The sequence below is a fragment of the Verrucomicrobium sp. BvORR034 genome (genome assembly GCF_000739635.1).
Taxonomy (GTDB): domain Bacteria; phylum Verrucomicrobiota; class Verrucomicrobiia; order Verrucomicrobiales; family Verrucomicrobiaceae; genus Verrucomicrobium.
Window position 1 is genome coordinate 1 of record NZ_BATQ01000170.1, and the last position, 17,158, is coordinate 17,158.

Genomic DNA, 17,158 nt, shown 5'->3' on the forward strand with positions numbered 1-17,158 from the left:
GTTCCAGTGCGTCAGTGCGTCAAGGTGTCGGAGACGCAGTTGTACGGAGTACAGGCTTCAGCCTGCGGGAGACTGGGCCACTGAAGATTGTCGTGATCTGAAGCGGGACTTGGGGACGCCATGCCCCTGATTCAAAGCTTCCTCCCGTCTCAGGTCTTCTGTCTTCTGTCTTCTGTCTTCCAGTCTTGTGTCTCCCGCGCAGCGGGTCGCAGCAACGTCCGCCCCTGTCAATCAAGGTATTCCGGCTTGAAGGCAACCCCCGCTTTGACCAGCATTTGCACCAGCTCTTCCCTGAACGATTTCACCCGATGATGCTCCGGCTGCTGTGCAATGTACTCTTTGACCGCCTCCCGTGAAGTGGCGCTGACAGAGAATGCTGAATACCCTTCCTGCCAGGCGAAATGGTTCAGTCCGACCTCTTGGTGCACCCATATGGATGATGCCTTTTTCAACTCCCGCATAAAGTCGGAGAGACAGTGCGTGGGTTTCAGGCCGATCAACAGATGCACATGATCATTGATGCCTCCGACCCCCTGGCAAAATCCTCCGAGTCCGTGCACCGTACCACCTAAATACTCGTGCAATCGGGGAAGCCACTCCGCACCGATCAGAGGCTCCCGGTTCTTGGTACTGAAGACGACATGGTAGTGCAGCGAGACATAGGTGCCGGACATGTTTGATGATGCGTGGAGAAAGAGGATCTTGCTGGCATCCCCTTCGGGATGCAAATTTCTTTCTGCTTTCCGGAGGTATCAGTCGCTACGCTCCCTCAACCGTCCGGCTAATGGCTGCGATGCCTCCGGCATCACCCGCTGCGCGGGAGACACAAGACTGTAAGACACGAGACAGAAGACCTGAGACGAGAGGAAGCTTTGAATCAGGGGCATGGCCGTCCCCAAGTCTCGCTTCAGGTCACGACAACCACTTCAGTGGCCCAGTCTCCCGCAGGCTGAAGCCCGTACTTCTCACAACCCCACCCCCAACATCTTGACGCACTGGAGCTGCGACCTTGCTGCCACCCCTACCGGGGTGGAAATTTCCTCTTCTACCCTTCCGGAGGTATCAGTCGCTACGCTCCTTCAACCGTCCGGCTAACGGCTGCGATGCCTCCGGCATCCAGGTGCGTTGATCACATTCTCGCGTCGTGCCAGCGCCAACCAAGCCCGCACCCATGCAGGCTGAAGCCTGTACTCCGTACAACTTCGGCTCCAACACCTTGCCGCACTGCCTACTGCCCACTGCCCACTGCCCACTGCCCACTGCCCACTGCCCACTGCCCCCCGACGCACCGGCACTTTTTTCCGTATCCTTCACTGCCCAGTTGCCTCCCGCCTCCCGGAGCGGGATACTTTTCCTGTGATCGAATTTCTCCAATCTCTCCTCGATCAGGGCTTCGCCGTGGTGAAGCTCGGTCCGGCTGACCCGGCAACCCCCGAAGAGATGGCGGAACTGCTGGCGGAATTTGACCAGCGGCAGCGTGACAACCTCGCCCACGACGCCCCGGTGCTGGACCTTCCGGCCGCATCTTGGGCTGCTGGACTGCTCTACCAGGCGATTCACCTGCTCGCCGCGCGCGACGTCGATGCGGTCGGCATGGAGGTCGCTCTGTCTGAGCCGTGCCCCGTACCGCGCAGCGCCTCGGTGGACTACTCGGTGGACCTCCTCTTCCAACACCTGCCGGAGGTGGCCAAGTTCGCCGCCCGCATGGCCCCGGATGACCCCTTGGTGGCCCGGATCAAGAAACTGGGGGCCGCCTGGCCGCTCAGCTCCGTGGGCATGATGCTGGAATCCTGGAACGGGGTGAAACCCATCGTGAATCACCCCTGCCTTCTCGCGCTCTACACCGACCGTATCCTCCGCACCGCCGATCTGGCCCGTCTGGAGGAGTCCGCTGTCCGACAGGCCGCGGAGGACACCGTGGGAGCATATTCTGATCTCAGTCCCAAGGTGGCCCAGCATCTGCGCTTGCCTCTGATGGACGTTCCGCTTTGAATTAGAAAAAACACCGCCATTATCTCCATGACATCGCCTGATTCTTCAGACGCGTCGCACATCGCCGCCCGCCTCCAGACGGAGGTGTTGCAAGGCCTCCGCCAGTCTTTTGTCGCCAAAGATGAGGTCGTGGACCTGCTGGGCGTCTGTCTCGCAGCGGGGGAGAATCTTTTCATCCTGGGTCCGCCCGGCACGGCCAAGAGCGCGCTCGTGCACGCTCTGGGTCAAAGGCTGCGGGGTGATACGTTCTCGTACCTGCTCACCCGCTTCACCGAACCCAACGAGCTCTTTGGCCCCTTCGACATCCGGCGTCTCCGCGAGGGGGATCTGGTGACCAATACCGAGGGCATGCTCAGCGAGGCGTCCCTCGTGTTCATGGACGAACTGCTCAATGCCAACAGCGCCATCCTCAACAGCCTCCTCACGGTGCTGAACGAGCGCGTGCTGCATCGCGGGCGCGAGCGCCTGAAGGTGCAGGCCCTCATGTTTGTGGGCGCCAGCAACCACCTGCCGGAGGAAGACGCCCTGCGCGCCCTCTTCGACCGCTTCCTCCTGCGCGTGCGCTGCGATGCCGCCCCGGAAGACCGCCTCATGGAGGTGCTGGACGCTGGCTGGCGGCTGGAGTCCACCCCGCCGGAGATGTCCTCTCTGGGGCCGGAGCACATCCGCCTCATTCAGCAGGCCACATCACGGGTCTCCCTGAAGCCGGTGTTGAAGGACTACGTGGACCTCGTCCACCGCATCCGCCACGCGGGCATTGCTTTCTCAGACCGCCGCGCCGTGAAGGTGCAGCGCCTGGTGGCCGCCAGTGCCCTGCTCTGTGGCCGCATGGAGGCCCGGCACTCTGACCTCTGGGTGCTGCGCTACCTCTGGGACCGGGATGAACAGATGGAAGTGCTGCGCTCCCTGGTTCAGGAATCAACCAGCCGGGGTGAGGACACCTCCGATGCCACCGATCACCCGCGCGCCTCTGCCAGCGGGCAGCCGGATGCCGAAGCCCTGGCCCGCAGCCTGACCTGGCTGGAAGGCCGTCTGGACCCCGGTGCCGCTGCATCGAGCCAGGCCTACCTGCGCGACCGGCTGGCCATTCTGGAAGGCAGCGTGCAGTGGGTGCAACGGACCGATCAGCGCGAATTCCTCCAGTCCCGCATCCATCAGCTCTGGGGTGCCCTCAAAACGAAGGAACCCGAAGCGCTGGCCGGTGTCTGATGTCTTGACCGATCGCATCTCCCATCGACAAACCCTCGCCCCATGACTGCGTCGCCCCCTGCGCCTGTCGCCCCCTCTGCCACCTCCTGGGTGGCAAGACTGGCCGTTCCCTTGGCGGCGACGCTGGATCCGCTCCGGCTGCTGCCCGGTCTGGAAGGACGGCTCACTGGCGCGTGGATCTGGGTGAAGGGCGGCCCCCTCACCGACTCCCAGCAGGCGCTCTATGCCACCGTGCCGTGGCACAACCGTTTTTCCTCCGCTGCGGAGGGCTGGCTTTTTGAGTCCGATCAGGCGCTGCCTTGGGGAAAGCTCCCAGAGGGTCCCTGGCGTCCCCTGGCCGAGCTCCTGGTACCGCTGGCTCCGCCCTCGTCCTTCCCCGGGGAGTTGCGCAACCGGGCACTGCTGGAAATCCAGCGCAGTGACCTCGCCACTCCCGCCGCCCTGCTCATGCTGCCCGCCGCGGACTGGTACGAGTATGCGCATAGCGCCCCGGCCCTGCGGCTGGAGCGCCTCAGCTTTGTGCTCAACGAAGCCCAGGGCCAGGTCCTGGTTTGCGGTGAGCCCCTGCCCCCGCTGCCCGGTCGCCGTTATTATTTCCACGGTCCCGCCGCCATCCCGTGTGGACATGCGCCCTTTCCCGCACTCCAGCCCTCCACCCTGGCCTCCTGGCTGCGTCTGGCCGAAGGCGAGACCGCCCTCTTCGATGAAGACGGCACGTATGCCCGCATCAGCGCGGACCTCTGGCGGCCCGCCAGCCGCAGCGCCATCCGCGCCAACTGCGCCCCCTTGAAGCGATGAACACGGTGGTTTCCAAAACCGGATTCAGCGGGGAGATGGCCAACGCCGCCGCCTGGCTGACCCCTGCCATGGAGGCGGACTGGCACTGGGACCTGGACGGCAGCGCGATCCTGTGGGAGGACGACACCACCGTGGTCATGGCCGAGGAGCTGGCGATCATCTGCGAGCGTTATCACCATGAACCCCCGCCGCCCCTCTCCGCCATCGTCTCCGCGCTGGCCATGTTGAAGGGCTGCCGCGGCCCTTCCATCCCCCCAAGCCCAGAGAAGGCCGCGCCCCACTGGCCGGCAGATCTGCTGAAGACTCCTGCCGCCAAGCACGCGTTGCTGGACCTGATGTTCCACCAGTTGGAGGATCCCCTGCCCGCCTCCGGGGACACCATCGCCCAACTCATCCGGATCAACTGGCGGCCCGGTGTTGAAGACCGTCTACAACGGCAAAACACCCGCTACACGAGCCGCGAGCGCATCCGCGTGGCGATCAGCCGCGTCTCTCCTGAGCAGCTCCGGCTGCGCCTGGAAACAGGGGTGGAGGGCATGGTCCAGGCCGCGCCGGACCTCCCCAAACCGGAAGGCTACTCGCCCCAGACGCTCATGCGAGCGCTCGCGCAGGATCCAGAGACCGCTGGTCTCTCCCTGCTGACGCGGGACATCATGGCGGCACTCACTTTGCCCCAGGTCATGTCGCTCAAGGAAGAACGCGCCACCTCCGGTGTGTCGGACCTCAGCAACCGCGGCCCCATTCACCGGCTGCTCCTCTCTGAGCTGGCGCATGACGATGACATGCTGGCCGCCCGGCTGGCTCTGGGCGAGGCCCTCTATCTCCAACCGGAGCCTCCAGCTCACCGGCCCCCGGGCACTCAACTGCTGGTGATGGACAGCGGGCTGCGCCTCTGGGGTGCGGCCCGCATCTTCGCCCTCTCTGCCGCGCTCGCCCTGCGGCTCAAGGCCAAGGCTGGCACCAGTAACGAGGTCTGGCGGGCCAAAGGGGTGTACTGGGAGAAAGTGGACCTGGACTCCGTGGAAGGCGTCAAGAACCAGCTCAAGGTCCTGGAGACCTCCTACGACCTGACCGGGGCCCTGGCCAATCTGCCGGACTACTTGCCGGAGACTCCCGACCGCGCCCAGGACCTGGTCCTGGTGATTCACGATGCCACACTGCGTGACCCCGCTTTTCGCAAGGAGCTGGCCGCGCATCTGGACGCCTGTTGCCCGCTTCACATCGTCGCCGTGGATGCCGAGGGACGTCTGACCCTGCACCAGTACTCACGCCAGGGCATCAAGCTGCTGCACCAGGCCCGCTTGAAGCTGGAGAAACTCCTGTCCCTGGACCCAGGAAACAATCGCTCCGGCACCCGGCTCCGCGCCATGCGCTCGTGGCCGGCCGTCTTCGGCCCCGCCCAGCTGCCCTTCCTCCTCGCGCCGGCATCGCCCATCGTGGCCGCCCTCACCCTGCGGCACGACAGCCGCCAGACGACCTTTGGCCTCACTCAGAGCCGGGAGATCTGGTACATGCGCAATTTCCTCACCGGTGCCCGCCCCATGCCCATCGAGCCCCTGCGCGGGAAGGTGCTGGAGTTCTGCGCGCGCCAGGAGCCGGAGAAGGATCTGGTGGCGGCCTCCTGGGACCAGGACCGCGCCCAGGTGCAGGTGGTGGTGGTCCCAGCCCCCGCCAGCGATGAGCCCCCTCTCCCCAAGTCCTGGGTGCTGGATGGCGTGGACTCCCATCCCCGCGCCTGCTGGGTGGATGGTGACTGCCTGGTGGTCCTCACCTCCCGCACCCTCCGTGCCGTGCACCTCAGCAGCGGCGCAGAACTCCCCAGCCTGGATCTGCCGCCCAATCTCCACCATCTGGGGGAACGCCATTTCTACTCCGGCAGTGCGGAGCCGTACACCGTGCACCACTGCCTGGTGCAAGGAAACAGCATCAGCCTGCCCGCCTTTGGCACCACCAAGATCACCCGCCCGGTCCTCGCCTTCCATCGCAAGGGGCAGCTCGGCATGTGGAGCGTGGGGGCCAATGGCGTGATCATCTCGCCTTCCGGGAACCATCACATGGAGGGACTCTCCTTCCCCCACCGCCTCTCGGCCGCCAAGGCCAGTGCCGATGGCAAGAAGGTCTGGATGCGAACCCAGCAGGGCTCCTGCTTCACCAGGGATCTGGACACGGGCCAGCTCAGCTCCAACGCCGTCGACCAGGGCCAGTGGCTCTTCTTCGTGGAGAAGACGGCCTTCGCCCAGTTCTCCATGCGCACGCGGTTTGAGGCCGTTGGCCTCACCCCGGGCGGGGAGGTCGCCCTCCGCACCTCACGCGGACGCACCGCCATCGTCACCCTGTCCAACACCTGGTTCCGTCTGGAGCACAAGGCAGACGCGGTGGTGCAGGACTGGCGCACCTTCGGTGAACCGGAGCCCACCGGACACTTCTGCACTGTCCGCATCGCCGAATGGCCGGGCGGCAGCCGCGCCTTCCTGGATGATCGCGGCATCCTCCATCTCCAGGCGTCCAATCCCGCCCTGGCGGAGGTCAGCATCGGCCTGCCCGCCAACATGATGCTGCCCGCCTGGAGCTCCGACGGCCTGCTGGTGGGACCCGCCGCCTCCATGGACAGCGGACGCCCCGTCACAGGACACGCCCAGGCCATCGAGCGCCACATCCGTCGCTTCGTCACGGAGACCCTCACATGATCCCCCGTACGCTCCACCTCGAACCCGCCCGCCATCCCGCGGGCACGCCCGCCACCGCCTGGTGTCTGCCCGGGGCGGAGGCGGAGCATTGGATCGATGAAATCACACGCTGGCAGCTCAAGGACGAGTCCGCACTCAGGCTGTACGTGCTGCCAGCCTCCATCCGGTCTCGTGAACCTGCGGGATTGTTTGTCATCCCCGCCACAGGAGAAGTCCCCCAAGTGCGGCCTGCAGCCCTGGGCTTCACCTGCATTGGACGCGCGCTCTATGTACCGGTGGATGCCCTCCTGCTGCCGGCGGTGACTCCAGCAGAGGCGGACGCCGTGAACTCCTATTCCGGTGCGCTGGTTTTTCATCCCGGCCTCGGCGCGGTCGGCTTTGATGCCGGGGAGGAGTTCGCCCTTGGAGACCTCCTGATCCCACCTCCAGAGAGAGTCGAGGAATGGACGACCCCGCTGCCCGGCGTCGCGCCCCTGCCGCGTCTGCAGTCCGTGCTGGTAAAGGCCCCGTCACTCGAGAACCTCTTCGGTGATGACTCCCTTGAGATCGGCTCGGATCCCGCACCAGAGTTTCAGAATCCACCTGCCGGGGAGACGGCGGGCAAAGCCCCAGGCAAGACGCCCTCCAAGGCAGCCAGTGCCTTTGCCATACCCTTCCTCTGGCTGGCGCAGAAAATTGTCCAAAGCCTTCCCCGCACGGGCGGTCAACGCACCTTCTGGAATGATCTGGAAGACTGGGTGAACCGCAAGCTCTCCGGTCCGGAGCGCAGTCTGGGCGAGGACCGGAACCGGGCCTTGCAACGGCTGCTGGATGAACTGAAGAACAATCCGGATGAAGGCCTGAAACACGCCCTGCCGCTCACTGGCAGCGGCATGCATCGCGGCACCGCGCCGCCTTCCTCCAAGCTCGGGACCCGAGCGCCGAACTTTGACCTCGGCCGCCTGGGCGGCGGACGCGCCATCGATGCGTGGGATGTCTCACAGCAGCACCAGCAGGAGCTGCGCAGGCAGTACATGGAGCTGGCCAGCCGCGAGGTCCAACTGGGCCGCCATCGCCGCGCCGCGTACATTTACGCCGAGTTGCTGGGAGACCTCAGCACCGCCGCCATCGTGCTGAAGAACGGCGGACATCATGCAGAAGCCGCCGTGATTTTCCGCGATCACCTGCACCGCCCGTTGGAAGCCGCAGAATGCTTCGCCTTGGGTGGCCAGATCGCTGAGGCGGTGAAGCTCTATGAGGAAGGGCGGCGCTGGGATAAGCTGGCCTCCCTCTATGGCGAACTGGGGGAGGAGAAGAAGATGCGCGAGGCGTATCAGACCTGGATCGCCGAGCTGGTCCGGGCGGATGATCTCCTGCAAGCGGCAAGCCTGACCCTCAATGAACTGCAAGACCGCCCCGGCGCACTGAAGCTGCTGGAAGATGCGTGGCCCACCAGCCGCCTGGCCATGAACTGCATCGAGCGCGCCCTGGAGCTCCGCGGGGCCGCTGGTGAGCACCATGAGGCCACCCGTCTGCTGGAATCTCTGCCGCATCATCACGATGCCTCCAAGATGCAGCAGATGCTGAGCGTGTACGGCAATCTCCAGCGCACGTATCCAGACCGAACCGTCAAAGCCCGCGCCGAGGACTTGGGACGTCGCGAGATTGCCCGCCTCCTGCCCACCGTGCCGGACGGCCAGCGCAGCACCCTCATGCGACTGCTCCAGTGCCTGAGCCCCGCGGATACCCTGCTGGCCCGCGATGGACGCCGTCACCTGGACGAACACCAGGCCACACGCCGCCCTTCCCTCCCGCAACGCAACCCGAAGATCGCCCCTGCGGGCAGAGTGGATCTGGTGTCCATCTTCAGCGCCAGCCTGCCCTGGAAGAAACAGGGGCTCAAGGTGGTGCAGGCAGCCGCTGTGCACGACAGCTTCTGCCTGCTGGCCTACGATGCCAGGCAGCCCCGACTTCTCGGCCTGCATGCGGGCTTCCGTGAGACCTCCACCGCCCGGCAGATCGAGTGGAACCTGTCCAGCGATGACTGGTCCGCCGCCCCCATGCCCCTGCTGGTGGCCGCGCGGAACACGAGGAAATATCTGGTCCACCTGCCCCAGTCACCCACAGTGGTGCATCTGCACTCCCTGCCGGGCAGTGTGTCAACGGACCCCCAGGTGGAGATTGGCACCCCGGGCTGGCTCACCGATCCCATCTGGGCAGCCGCCTATGATGCCAACGGCTACCTCTGGGCACTGCGACTCACCCGAGTGGGCTGGCGGCTCAGCCAGTTCTCCCCCCAGGGCACCATCTCCAACGACCGCCTCGTCGAAGGTCTGGACGACCTGCCCATTCCCACCGCCCCGCTGCCCATGGTGGTGACCGCCACACACGTCGTCCTTGCCGCCGTGAACCGCGTCATCCTCATGCCGCTGGGGAGCGCCCCTCAACGGGCTTTCGAGGAAATCACCTTCGACGCCCCGGTGCGCTCCCTCGTGCCCGCCCCCGCCTGGAGCAGCCCCCGCGTCGCCGTCGCCGCCGGCGCAGAGGCCCACGTCCTCTGGCTCAGCGGCGCCCAGCCCCACGCCATGCTGGTGGCGTCAGACCTCGAACCCACCGCCGTCACCTCCTTCACCAACGACGGCGCCCTGCACGTCATCAGCGGCAGCCAGGGCACCATCGTCCTCGCCAACCACACCGGCTCCATCCAGCGCTGGCAGTTCGACCTTCCCAGACGGGTCACCGCCGTCATGCCCTGCGCCGACCTCTGGACCTTCGCCACCCTGGACGAGGAGTCCACTCTTGCTCTGTGGCGGTATGAGGGGAGGAATTTGCAGCAGAAGAGGAGTCAGTAGTCGGTGAGTCAGTGGGCAGTGCGTCAGTGGTCAAGGTGTTGGGGGCTGAGTTGTACGGAGTACAGGCTTCAGCCTGCGATACTTGCAGGAGCCGGAGTTCCTCCGCCCCCAACCTCTGGCGACGAAGTCGCTATGGAGTGCATGCGGGAACCGCCGCTTTCGCGGACCCAAAACGCTTCATCGAGCCCAAACAGACTGACGTTCCCGGCAAGATGCCGGGAACACATCAATGTATTGGGGAGCGCAGGCCGCTGACCTGCCATTCCTGGCGACTCGCCGGGGACTCAAGCTTCCCAGGCGCGACATTCCCGGACTCAAATGGGGAAACCGCCCCCATCCAACGGGCTCATTGCGGCACCTTTCAACTGTTCTCCTTCCGTCCAGCCTCTCCCGCCAGGCGGGCCTCCACCGCCTCCAGCTTCCGCTCCACGCTCTCCAGCTTGGCCAGCACCGCCTTCAAATCCCCCACCTCCTTCTCCGCATCCTTCTTCAAAAGGTTCGATGAAAGATACGCGGTCAACGAGCCGAACAGCCCGATGCCCATGATCATGAGGCACGCGGCCACCAGACGCCCCTGCGGAGTCACCGGGTAGTGATCACCATAGCCGACGGTAGTCATCGTCACCACCGCCCACCAGAAGGCGTCTTGCACGGTCTGGATGTTGGAGCCCGTCACGCCTTTCTCAAAGTGGAGCATCGCCATCGCGCCCACATCCACAATGAGGAAGCAGCCAAAGAGCACGCTCAACAGCAGGCTCTGCGCCCGGCTCTGCCGCAACACCAGCATGATCTGCCGGCCAGAGCGGATGATGCGCAAAATGCGGAACAGGCGGAAGAACCGCCCCCAACGAAAGATATCCAGCGAGGGGATGCTGGAAACAAAATCGATCCAGCCCCACTTCAAGTAAGCCAGCCGGTTCGGCGCGGTGGCCAGGCGGTGGAAGAAGTCGCCCAGAAAAATGAAACACATCAAGTTATCCGTGAGGTTCAACCCCCACCGGATGTCGTCATCCAGATCCAGAATCATCTCCACCCCCAAAGCCACCAGGAGGTAGATGGAGAGCAGCGCCAGCACCAGGTCCCAGACCCGGAGTTTGGTCTCTGAAGGATTCCAGGAGCGACTCATGACGTGGACGTGGGCGTGCCCCCTGGCGAAGCTTTGGGCCGGAAGAAAGCGGAAACAATCATGCCGAACCCGCCTACCACAAACAACAGCGGGAACCAGATGCTGTAAATCCCGTAGTCCGGCGCATGCTTCAGGATGGCCTTGGTGTGATCGGCCGGATCCACATAGCATGTTACCGTCTTGCCCACGGCGAAGTTCTTCACATTCTCCAGCGCGCGGTCGGTTTTGTTGGATGGGCCGTCCGCGCCCAGGCGGGTGCCAGTGTAGGTCTTGTCATCCACCGTGTAGCGATAGTGCACCTCCGCCCGGTAGTAGAGCGGCGAGTGCGGCGTGGGGCGGTCCGTCAGCATCTGGGAGCTGATCACCACCGCCTCCACCGACTGCCAGTGCCGGGTTTCCTCCGCCTTCTGGTAGGTGTACCACAGCCAGCCCGTCCCACCGCAGCCCATCAGGACCAGAGACAGGCCGAGGAGCACTTTGATGAGACAGGAACCCTTGCTGGAAGTCATGCCTGATGGTGCGCGCGAACCCCCTTCTGTCGAGCGACAAGATGCCACTCTCCCCACCTCGGAAACAAAAAAGACATGTACGCAGGCTCCACAACCGCTAGGGTGAAAACTCTCCCTCTCTGCCGCCGTCCTCTCCTCATGCCCAACTCCTCTCAGAAAGCCGTCCGCTGGATCTTGGAACCCGTTGATCCCGAGGTTCTGACCAGTCTGAGGGGCACGGCGCTGGGAACCACGTTGCCGCCGCTGCTGGTGCAGCTCCTGGCCCTGCGCGGCCTGGCCACGGAGGCCCAGGCCAAGGGCTTCCTGCAACCCCGTCTGGCCGAACTAGGCGACCCCTTCGTCCTGCCGCAGATGCAGCAGGCCGTGGACCGCATCCTCCTCGCCGTGGACCGGCAGGAGCAGGTGGTGCTCTATGGGGACTATGATGTGGACGGCGTCACCTCCCTCACCCTGATGACGCTGGTGCTGCAGGCCTACGGTTTGCAACCGCACGCCTTCCTCCCCCTGCGCATGGAGGAGGGCTACGGCCTCAGCCACGACGGCCTCGTCCGCTGCTTCGAAGAGCACGGCAAGCCCGCCCTACTCATCGCCATGGACTGCGGCACCGTCTCCGTGGCGGAGGCCGACTGGCTCCAGCAAGAGGGGGTGGACTGCATCATCGTGGACCACCACGAACCCGCCGACCGCCTGCCCACCTGTGTGGCGCTGGTGAACCCCAAGCTGGAGGCCCACACCGGGCTCACCTACTTCTGCACCGTGGGGCTTGTCTTCAAGCTCACCCACGCCCTGCTTAAGACCCGCAGGCTGGACACCTTCGATCTCAAGGAGCATCTGGACCTCGTCGCCATGGGCACCGTGGCGGACCTGGTGCCGCTCAAGGATGAAAACCGCGCTCTCGTGCGCAAGGGCCTGGAAAAGCTCGCCACCACCCGCCGCGTCGGCTTGTGCGCGCTCAAGCAGGTCGCGGGCGTGGACGGCTTCATCCAGGCCCATCACATCGGCTATCGCCTGGGGCCCCGGCTCAACGCCGCCGGTCGCCTGGATACCGCGCAGACCGCGCTGGACCTTCTGCTGTGCGAGGATCCGCAGTTTGCCCGCGAGTGCGCCGACCTGCTGGACGCCCACAATCGCGAACGCCAGGACGTCGAGTCCGTCGCTCAGAAGGAGGCACAAGCCATGATGGCGGCCGATCCGAGCCTGGGCGAAGCCGCTTGCATTGTACTCGGCTCCCGCACCTGGCATCAGGGCGTGGTGGGCATCGTCGCCTCACGCCTCATGCGCGATCACCATCGGCCCACCCTGCTCCTCGCCTTTGGGCAGGATGGCCATGGCAAAGGCAGCGGTCGCAGCGTCACCGGCATTTCGCTGGTGGCCGCTCTGGATCAGTGCCGCCATCTCCTGCTGAAAGGCGGCGGTCACCCCATGGCCGTGGGCGTCTCCTTGAAGGAGGAAAATCTCGCCGACTTCCGCGCCGCCATGAGCGCCGCCGTGGAGCGCCAGATCACCGCAGACGAGCTCACGCCCCGGCTCCACCTCTCCGCGGAAATCTCCCTCGCCGACCTCACCCCGCGCTTCCTCGAGCAGTACATACTCCTCGAACCCTTTGGCATGGGCAACCACGAGCCCGTCTTCCTCTGCCGCCGCATGGAGCCCGTCCTGCCCGGCCAGGTGCTCAAGGAAAAACACTGGAAACTCACCCTCCGCCAGGGCGGCCAGTCCCGCCCCGCCATGTGGTTCAACGCCCCCCTCAACGACGTCCCTCCACCTCCCTGGGACGTCGCTCTCAAAGTCCAGCGTCAAGTCTGGCGCGGACAGGAGTCCTGGCAGCTCATGATCAGCGAGGTGCGCGAAGCGGAGTGAAAAGCCAAAAAATTGGGAAATTAGGAATGATGAATTAGGAATGGAATTCCTTGAGGCACCTGGATTGCAAGTGACGCCCAAATCTCCGCTCCCCACATTCATAATTCCTAATTCATCATTCATAATTTCGAATTCCCTGTGCCTCTGTGGTTTAATCCAATCGGTACAAATATGACTTCTTCCTATTCTTTGCCCAGCGCTTCCAACGTTTGACCTTTACGCCCGACGGCAATCGCCCAATTTGCCCTCCATGTTCGATCTCCAAGTCAACGGATACGCCGGCACCGACTTCAACCGCGATGGCCTAACGGCGGAAGCCCTGCACCACGCCTGCGAATGCCTGAAGGCGGATGGTGTTTCCGGCATCCTCGCCACCATCATCACGGATGAACTGCCGGCCATGGAGAACCGGCTCGCCACTCTGGCCCGTTTGCGTGAGGCTGATCCGCTCGCGCAGGAGATCATCGCAGGTTTTCACATTGAAGGCCCCTTCATCAACCCGGAGAAAGGCTATGTTGGTGCCCATCCTCCCCACGCGGTCAAGCCCGCTACGGTGGACAATGCCCGCCGCCTGCTGGATGCCTCCCAAGGCCTTGCCAAACTCGTCACCCTGGCCCCGGAGCACGATGCCGGATTTGCCACCACCGCCTGGCTCACCCTCCAGGGCGTGTGCGTCTCCGCGGGTCACTGCAATCCCACCTATGAAATCCTGCGTGAGTCCACGAACCACGGGCTAAAGATGTTCACGCACGTGGGCAATGGCTGCCCCATGCTCATGCACCGGCATGACAACATTGTGCAGCGCGCCCTCAGTCTCCGCGACCGCCTCTGGCTCTGCTTCATTCCTGATGGCGTGCACATCGAGTTCTTCGCCCTCCAGAACTACCTCCGCGCCGCCGGCGTGGAGCACAGTATCTTCGTCACTGACGCCATCTCCGCCTCCCGTCTCGGCCCCGGTAAATTCACCCTCGCTGGCTGGGACATCGTCATCGGCGAAGACCTCGTCGCCCGCTCCCCCGATGGCTCCCACTTCGTCGGCTCCACCGTCACCTGGCCCCGCATCCAGGAGAACAACACGAATCACCTCGGCCTGAGCGAGGAAGACTTGCACACCCTCTCTGTGGTGAACCCGCGGAAAGCGCTGGGGCTTTGAGACAGCAGAGAATTCGACTTAACCACAGAGACCACAGAGACTGAAACTGAGGTTTAGACAGAATTAACAGAATTTACGGAATTAGGTTTAGCTTCCAGATGACGGTGTTAGCGCAGGCCTGTTCGAAGCTAAAACCTGAATTTTGATAATTCCGTTAATTCTGTCTAAAAAGCATTCCTCTGTGTTCTCTGTGCCTCTGTGGTTTAACCCCATATCCTTTGCACCCCACCAAGTGATACTCTAGTATCACTTTCATGAGAACCGAGCTCGTCACGACGCTCAAACGCAAGGCAACCGAACTCATCAGCGAGGTGACCGCTGACCATCAACCCGTGCTCATTACCCAGCATGGACTGCCCGCCGCCTACCTGGTGGATGTGGCCACGTTTGACGCCATGGAGGCCCGACTTCAGCTTCTGGAAGGCATCGCCAAAGGAGAGAAAGCCATTCAGGAAGGCCGCACGGTCAGCCACAAGGAAGCAAAGAACCGGCTCTCCCGATGGCTCGAATAGTCTGGGCCGAACCCGCCCTTCAGGACCTGGATCAGATTGCCGACTACATCGCGCTGGACCACCCGCCCGCCGCGAAAAAGCTCGTGCAGCGTGTCTTCAAGAAGGTGGAGATGCTCCGCACCTTCCCGGAACTCGGAACCACACCCCACGACCTTCCTGATTCACGCTACCGGCACCTGGTCATCAACCCGCTTCGCGTGTTTTACCGGGTTGCAGGTAATACCATCTTCATCGTCTACGTGATGCGGGCCGAACGACTGCTCCAACTGGGCGATCAGGAATCGAGAGACCCGTAGCGTCTCGAGCTGATCGACAACATCTCCGCCATCCCATTTCCAAAAGCAGGGTTGGAATTCCGCGTTTAGGCGGTCAGGACTCACCGTCCATAGCACCTCGAACCCGCACCAGTCAAGCTTGGCACCCTGGCACAAGACCAACGCAGCAGACGCTTCAGTGAGTGCCTCCTCACGTCGACAACTACATGGCCGCTGGGTGGTTGATCACCAAACACCAGTGGGGAAGCACCACAGCGTCAGCCGTCAGCTTGCCTACGGCTCCATCAGCCCGCGAGACCTTCCCTTCTGCCCGAGCCCTCACAACACGACCGTAGTTGTCGACGTGAGGAGGCACTTATTTCCTCGTATGTGGCATTTGATTCACGGAGCACGATCATGCTCCCAAGGGGTACCACCTTGTCGCAAGGGGAATGCACCCTCAACAACCTGCCCCCAACCTTCCAGCACCCCAAAACCGAAACTCCAATTCCGTAAATTCTGTTAATTCTGTCTAACCCTCAGTTTCAATCTCTGTGCCCTCTGCGCCTCTGTGGTTAAACCGCTTCCCTCACCGCCCTGCCGATTTACCGTCCTGCCGAATTACTGTTTTACCGACATCACTTCCTTCAACCTCCCCTCCCCTTCCTTCCCCGTCATCACCTTCGCCCGGTGCCCGCCCTTGGCCAAATCCTCCTCGGCGCACAACACAAAATCAAAATGCCGCCCGCCGGTTTTGAAGTGGTAGTTCATCACATCATCCGCGCTCAACGTGGGATGTCCGCCGCGCTTGGTCAGGGCAAAACGAATGCCCTGTCTCCCATCCAGTCCGCGATAGATCACCTCCGTGCAGACCTGCCGTGAGGCATCGGCGAAGTCGAAGAGGAAGTCATACGCATCGCCCTGATAGGCGAACACCTCCGTCACAAACGCCGCCCGGTCCGCCTCGGACAGCCGTGGCCGCAGCACCGCCAGGCGGTTCACATGCGTGTCCATGATGTGGCCCAGGTTATTGAAAATAACTCCCTCCGCCACCGCCTCAATCACATCCGCCTTCTGCCCGCTCACTGTCTCCCGCTGCTGCAGACGCTGCCGCACCGCGGCCTTCTCCGGCGCGGCCAGTTCGGGCAACCGGTCCACACTCACGCCCGCTGCCACACGCTGTTCCGGTGTGCCCACATAGGTGATGCCGTGCTTGAAGGCTCCGGGGATGAACACATCGCTCATGTACCCCGCCGTGTAGGTCAGGATCACATCCCCCGGCTGCAGCAGCGACTCTACCTCCGCATGCTGGGCCTTGCTGAACTGGATCACCTTCACGCGTGGATTCTTCATGCGGCTCACCACCTTGAACAACAGCGACCGCGCCGAGTACGCCAGATCTCCGCCTTCCGCCCCCAGTTCGCGGGCCACCTTGGCCGCCTCTGTGTGCGACATGCGGTTCTCCGCGGACGCCTTCAATCCCGGTCGCAACCCCTGCGCACGACGCACCGCCGCCACCGCGCGCTCATGATCCTGCGGCGCCCGCGACAGCAAACGCTCATACCCCGGACTGCTCAGCAATGACGCACCCGTCCCCTGCTTTGCGGCCTGCGTTTCCTTTTCAAACAACACCTGTGATGCCTCCAACCGCCGCTCCAGATCTGCGGCGGTCACATTCAGTTGCAACGTCTCGAAACTGCCTGCGGGAAGGTGCGATTCGAACTGCGCCTCATTCAGCTTTGCCATCGACACCTTGTCCCCGGCGAACAAGGCCACCAGGTCCGCACTGTGCCGTACCAGCACCCACTGGGCATCCACCGTGAGCAGATGCGCCGCGCGCGCCTCCTCAGCCGTCGCACCCGCTGGCAGCGATCGCTTTCCTCCCAGTGTGGCGACCATCTCGCACAACACCTCCCGCGCCGTCATGTACTTGAAGAGGAGCGTCTCCATGCGGTCACTCTCCCCCGCATCCAGATACCCCCGAGCTCTCCACGCACCGCCGGAGCGGGCCGATAGTTTCCTGAACTCCGCCAGGATCTCGTCCATCTGCGTTGAGACCGACTCCAGCCGCTCCGGCCCCCGCCGCAGGTCATCCATCACCTGACTAGCCGGGACCGCTGCCCGCCGCTTCTCGCCCTTCTGCTGGAACCCTGCACAACTGGAACCCAAGGCCAGCAAAGCCAGCAGCAACAACCGGGAGCAGATCGAATTGACGTTCCTCATAGAC

13 protein-coding genes are annotated in these 17,158 nt (G+C 63.6%); 9 read left to right on the top strand and 4 right to left on the bottom strand.

Annotated elements, in window-relative coordinates:
• Window positions 1-227: 227 nt before the first annotated feature.
• Entirely contained in the window at window positions 228-674 is a 447-nt protein-coding gene (gene tnpA / locus BV034_RS29640) for an IS200/IS605 family transposase (protein WP_050030561.1), read from the bottom strand.
• A 682-nt stretch (window positions 675-1,356) separates the two neighbouring features.
• Between tnpA and BV034_RS29645 the strand changes: the two genes are divergently transcribed.
• The 5 genes from BV034_RS29645 to BV034_RS29665 are packed head-to-tail and all read left to right on the top strand — an operon-like array spanning window position 1,357 to window position 9,517.
• Window positions 1,357-1,992 carry a hypothetical protein gene (locus BV034_RS29645; RefSeq protein WP_050030562.1) on the top strand — a complete coding sequence of 212 codons (636 nt, stop codon included), beginning with the start codon at window positions 1,357-1,359 and terminating at the stop codon, window positions 1,990-1,992.
• Between the two features lie 27 nt (window positions 1,993-2,019).
• A complete protein-coding gene (locus tag BV034_RS29650) occupies window positions 2,020-3,201 on the top strand; it encodes an AAA family ATPase (protein ID WP_050030563.1) in 1,182 nt (393 codons plus the stop codon).
• A 42-nt stretch (window positions 3,202-3,243) separates the two neighbouring features.
• On the top strand, window positions 3,244-3,999 hold the full coding sequence (locus BV034_RS29655) for a hypothetical protein (RefSeq protein ID WP_050030564.1): 756 nt from the start codon (window positions 3,244-3,246) through the stop codon (window positions 3,997-3,999).
• A complete protein-coding gene (locus BV034_RS29660; RefSeq protein ID WP_050030565.1) occupies window positions 3,996-6,686 on the top strand; it encodes a hypothetical protein in 2,691 nt (896 codons plus the stop codon). The genes BV034_RS29655 and BV034_RS29660 overlap by 4 nt, the downstream gene beginning before the upstream one ends.
• On the top strand, window positions 6,683-9,517 hold the full coding sequence (locus tag BV034_RS29665) for a hypothetical protein (RefSeq protein WP_050030566.1): 2,835 nt from the start codon (window positions 6,683-6,685) through the stop codon (window positions 9,515-9,517). The genes BV034_RS29660 and BV034_RS29665 overlap by 4 nt, the downstream gene beginning before the upstream one ends.
• A 361-nt stretch (window positions 9,518-9,878) precedes the next feature.
• On the opposite strand, the gene BV034_RS29670 is transcribed toward BV034_RS29665, so the two are convergent.
• Complete coding sequence (locus BV034_RS29670; protein ID WP_050030567.1) at window positions 9,879-10,643, bottom strand: ion transporter; 765 nt, start codon at window positions 10,641-10,643, stop codon at window positions 9,879-9,881.
• A complete protein-coding gene (locus BV034_RS29675; protein ID WP_050030568.1) occupies window positions 10,640-11,152 on the bottom strand; it encodes a DUF3592 domain-containing protein in 513 nt (170 codons plus the stop codon). The genes BV034_RS29670 and BV034_RS29675 overlap by 4 nt, the downstream gene beginning before the upstream one ends.
• A 138-nt stretch (window positions 11,153-11,290) precedes the next feature.
• Here BV034_RS29675 and recJ point away from each other — a divergent pair, with 138 nt between their 5' ends.
• The 4 genes from recJ (at window position 11,291) to BV034_RS29695 (ending at window position 14,973) form a co-directional block, all read left to right on the top strand.
• Window positions 11,291-13,012, top strand: a complete 1,722-nt coding sequence (gene recJ, locus BV034_RS29680; protein WP_050030569.1) for a single-stranded-DNA-specific exonuclease RecJ — start codon at window positions 11,291-11,293, stop codon at window positions 13,010-13,012.
• A gap of 250 nt (window positions 13,013-13,262) precedes the next feature.
• Window positions 13,263-14,165 carry an N-acetylglucosamine-6-phosphate deacetylase gene (locus BV034_RS29685; protein WP_050030570.1) on the top strand — a complete coding sequence of 301 codons (903 nt, stop codon included), beginning with the start codon at window positions 13,263-13,265 and terminating at the stop codon, window positions 14,163-14,165.
• A 254-nt stretch (window positions 14,166-14,419) separates the two neighbouring features.
• A complete protein-coding gene (locus BV034_RS29690) occupies window positions 14,420-14,677 on the top strand; it encodes a type II toxin-antitoxin system Phd/YefM family antitoxin (protein WP_050030571.1) in 258 nt (85 codons plus the stop codon).
• A complete protein-coding gene (locus BV034_RS29695) occupies window positions 14,665-14,973 on the top strand; it encodes a type II toxin-antitoxin system RelE/ParE family toxin (protein ID WP_050030572.1) in 309 nt (102 codons plus the stop codon). Before BV034_RS29690 ends, BV034_RS29695 begins: the two co-directional genes overlap by 13 nt.
• 579 nt (window positions 14,974-15,552) lie before the next feature.
• Here the strand turns inward: BV034_RS29695 and BV034_RS29700 are convergent.
• Window positions 15,553-17,154, bottom strand: coding sequence for a YiiX/YebB-like N1pC/P60 family cysteine hydrolase (locus BV034_RS29700; protein ID WP_050030573.1), 1,602 nt, complete (start codon window positions 17,152-17,154; stop codon window positions 15,553-15,555).
• Window positions 17,155-17,158 lie beyond the last annotated feature (4 nt).

Bases quoted from the DNA above. Each gene is read 5' to 3' on its own strand.
- BV034_RS29665 (WP_050030566.1), top strand. From the start codon at position 6,683: ATGATCCCCCGTACGCTCCACCTCGAACCCGCCCGCCATCCCGCGGGC.
- BV034_RS29700 (WP_050030573.1), bottom strand. From the start codon at position 17,154: ATGAGGAACGTCAATTCGATCTGCTCCCGGTTGTTGCTGCTGGCTTTG.
- BV034_RS29690 (WP_050030571.1), top strand. From the start codon at position 14,420: ATGAGAACCGAGCTCGTCACGACGCTCAAACGCAAGGCAACCGAACTC.
- tnpA (WP_050030561.1), bottom strand. From the start codon at position 674: ATGTCCGGCACCTATGTCTCGCTGCACTACCATGTCGTCTTCAGTACC.
- BV034_RS29655 (WP_050030564.1), top strand. From the start codon at position 3,244: ATGACTGCGTCGCCCCCTGCGCCTGTCGCCCCCTCTGCCACCTCCTGG.
- BV034_RS29670 (WP_050030567.1), bottom strand. From the start codon at position 10,643: ATGAGTCGCTCCTGGAATCCTTCAGAGACCAAACTCCGGGTCTGGGAC.
- BV034_RS29650 (WP_050030563.1), top strand. From the start codon at position 2,020: ATGACATCGCCTGATTCTTCAGACGCGTCGCACATCGCCGCCCGCCTC.
- BV034_RS29685 (WP_050030570.1), top strand. From the start codon at position 13,263: ATGTTCGATCTCCAAGTCAACGGATACGCCGGCACCGACTTCAACCGC.
- BV034_RS29660 (WP_050030565.1), top strand. From the start codon at position 3,996: ATGAACACGGTGGTTTCCAAAACCGGATTCAGCGGGGAGATGGCCAAC.
- BV034_RS29695 (WP_050030572.1), top strand. From the start codon at position 14,665: ATGGCTCGAATAGTCTGGGCCGAACCCGCCCTTCAGGACCTGGATCAG.
- recJ (WP_050030569.1), top strand. From the start codon at position 11,291: ATGCCCAACTCCTCTCAGAAAGCCGTCCGCTGGATCTTGGAACCCGTT.
- BV034_RS29675 (WP_050030568.1), bottom strand. From the start codon at position 11,152: ATGACTTCCAGCAAGGGTTCCTGTCTCATCAAAGTGCTCCTCGGCCTG.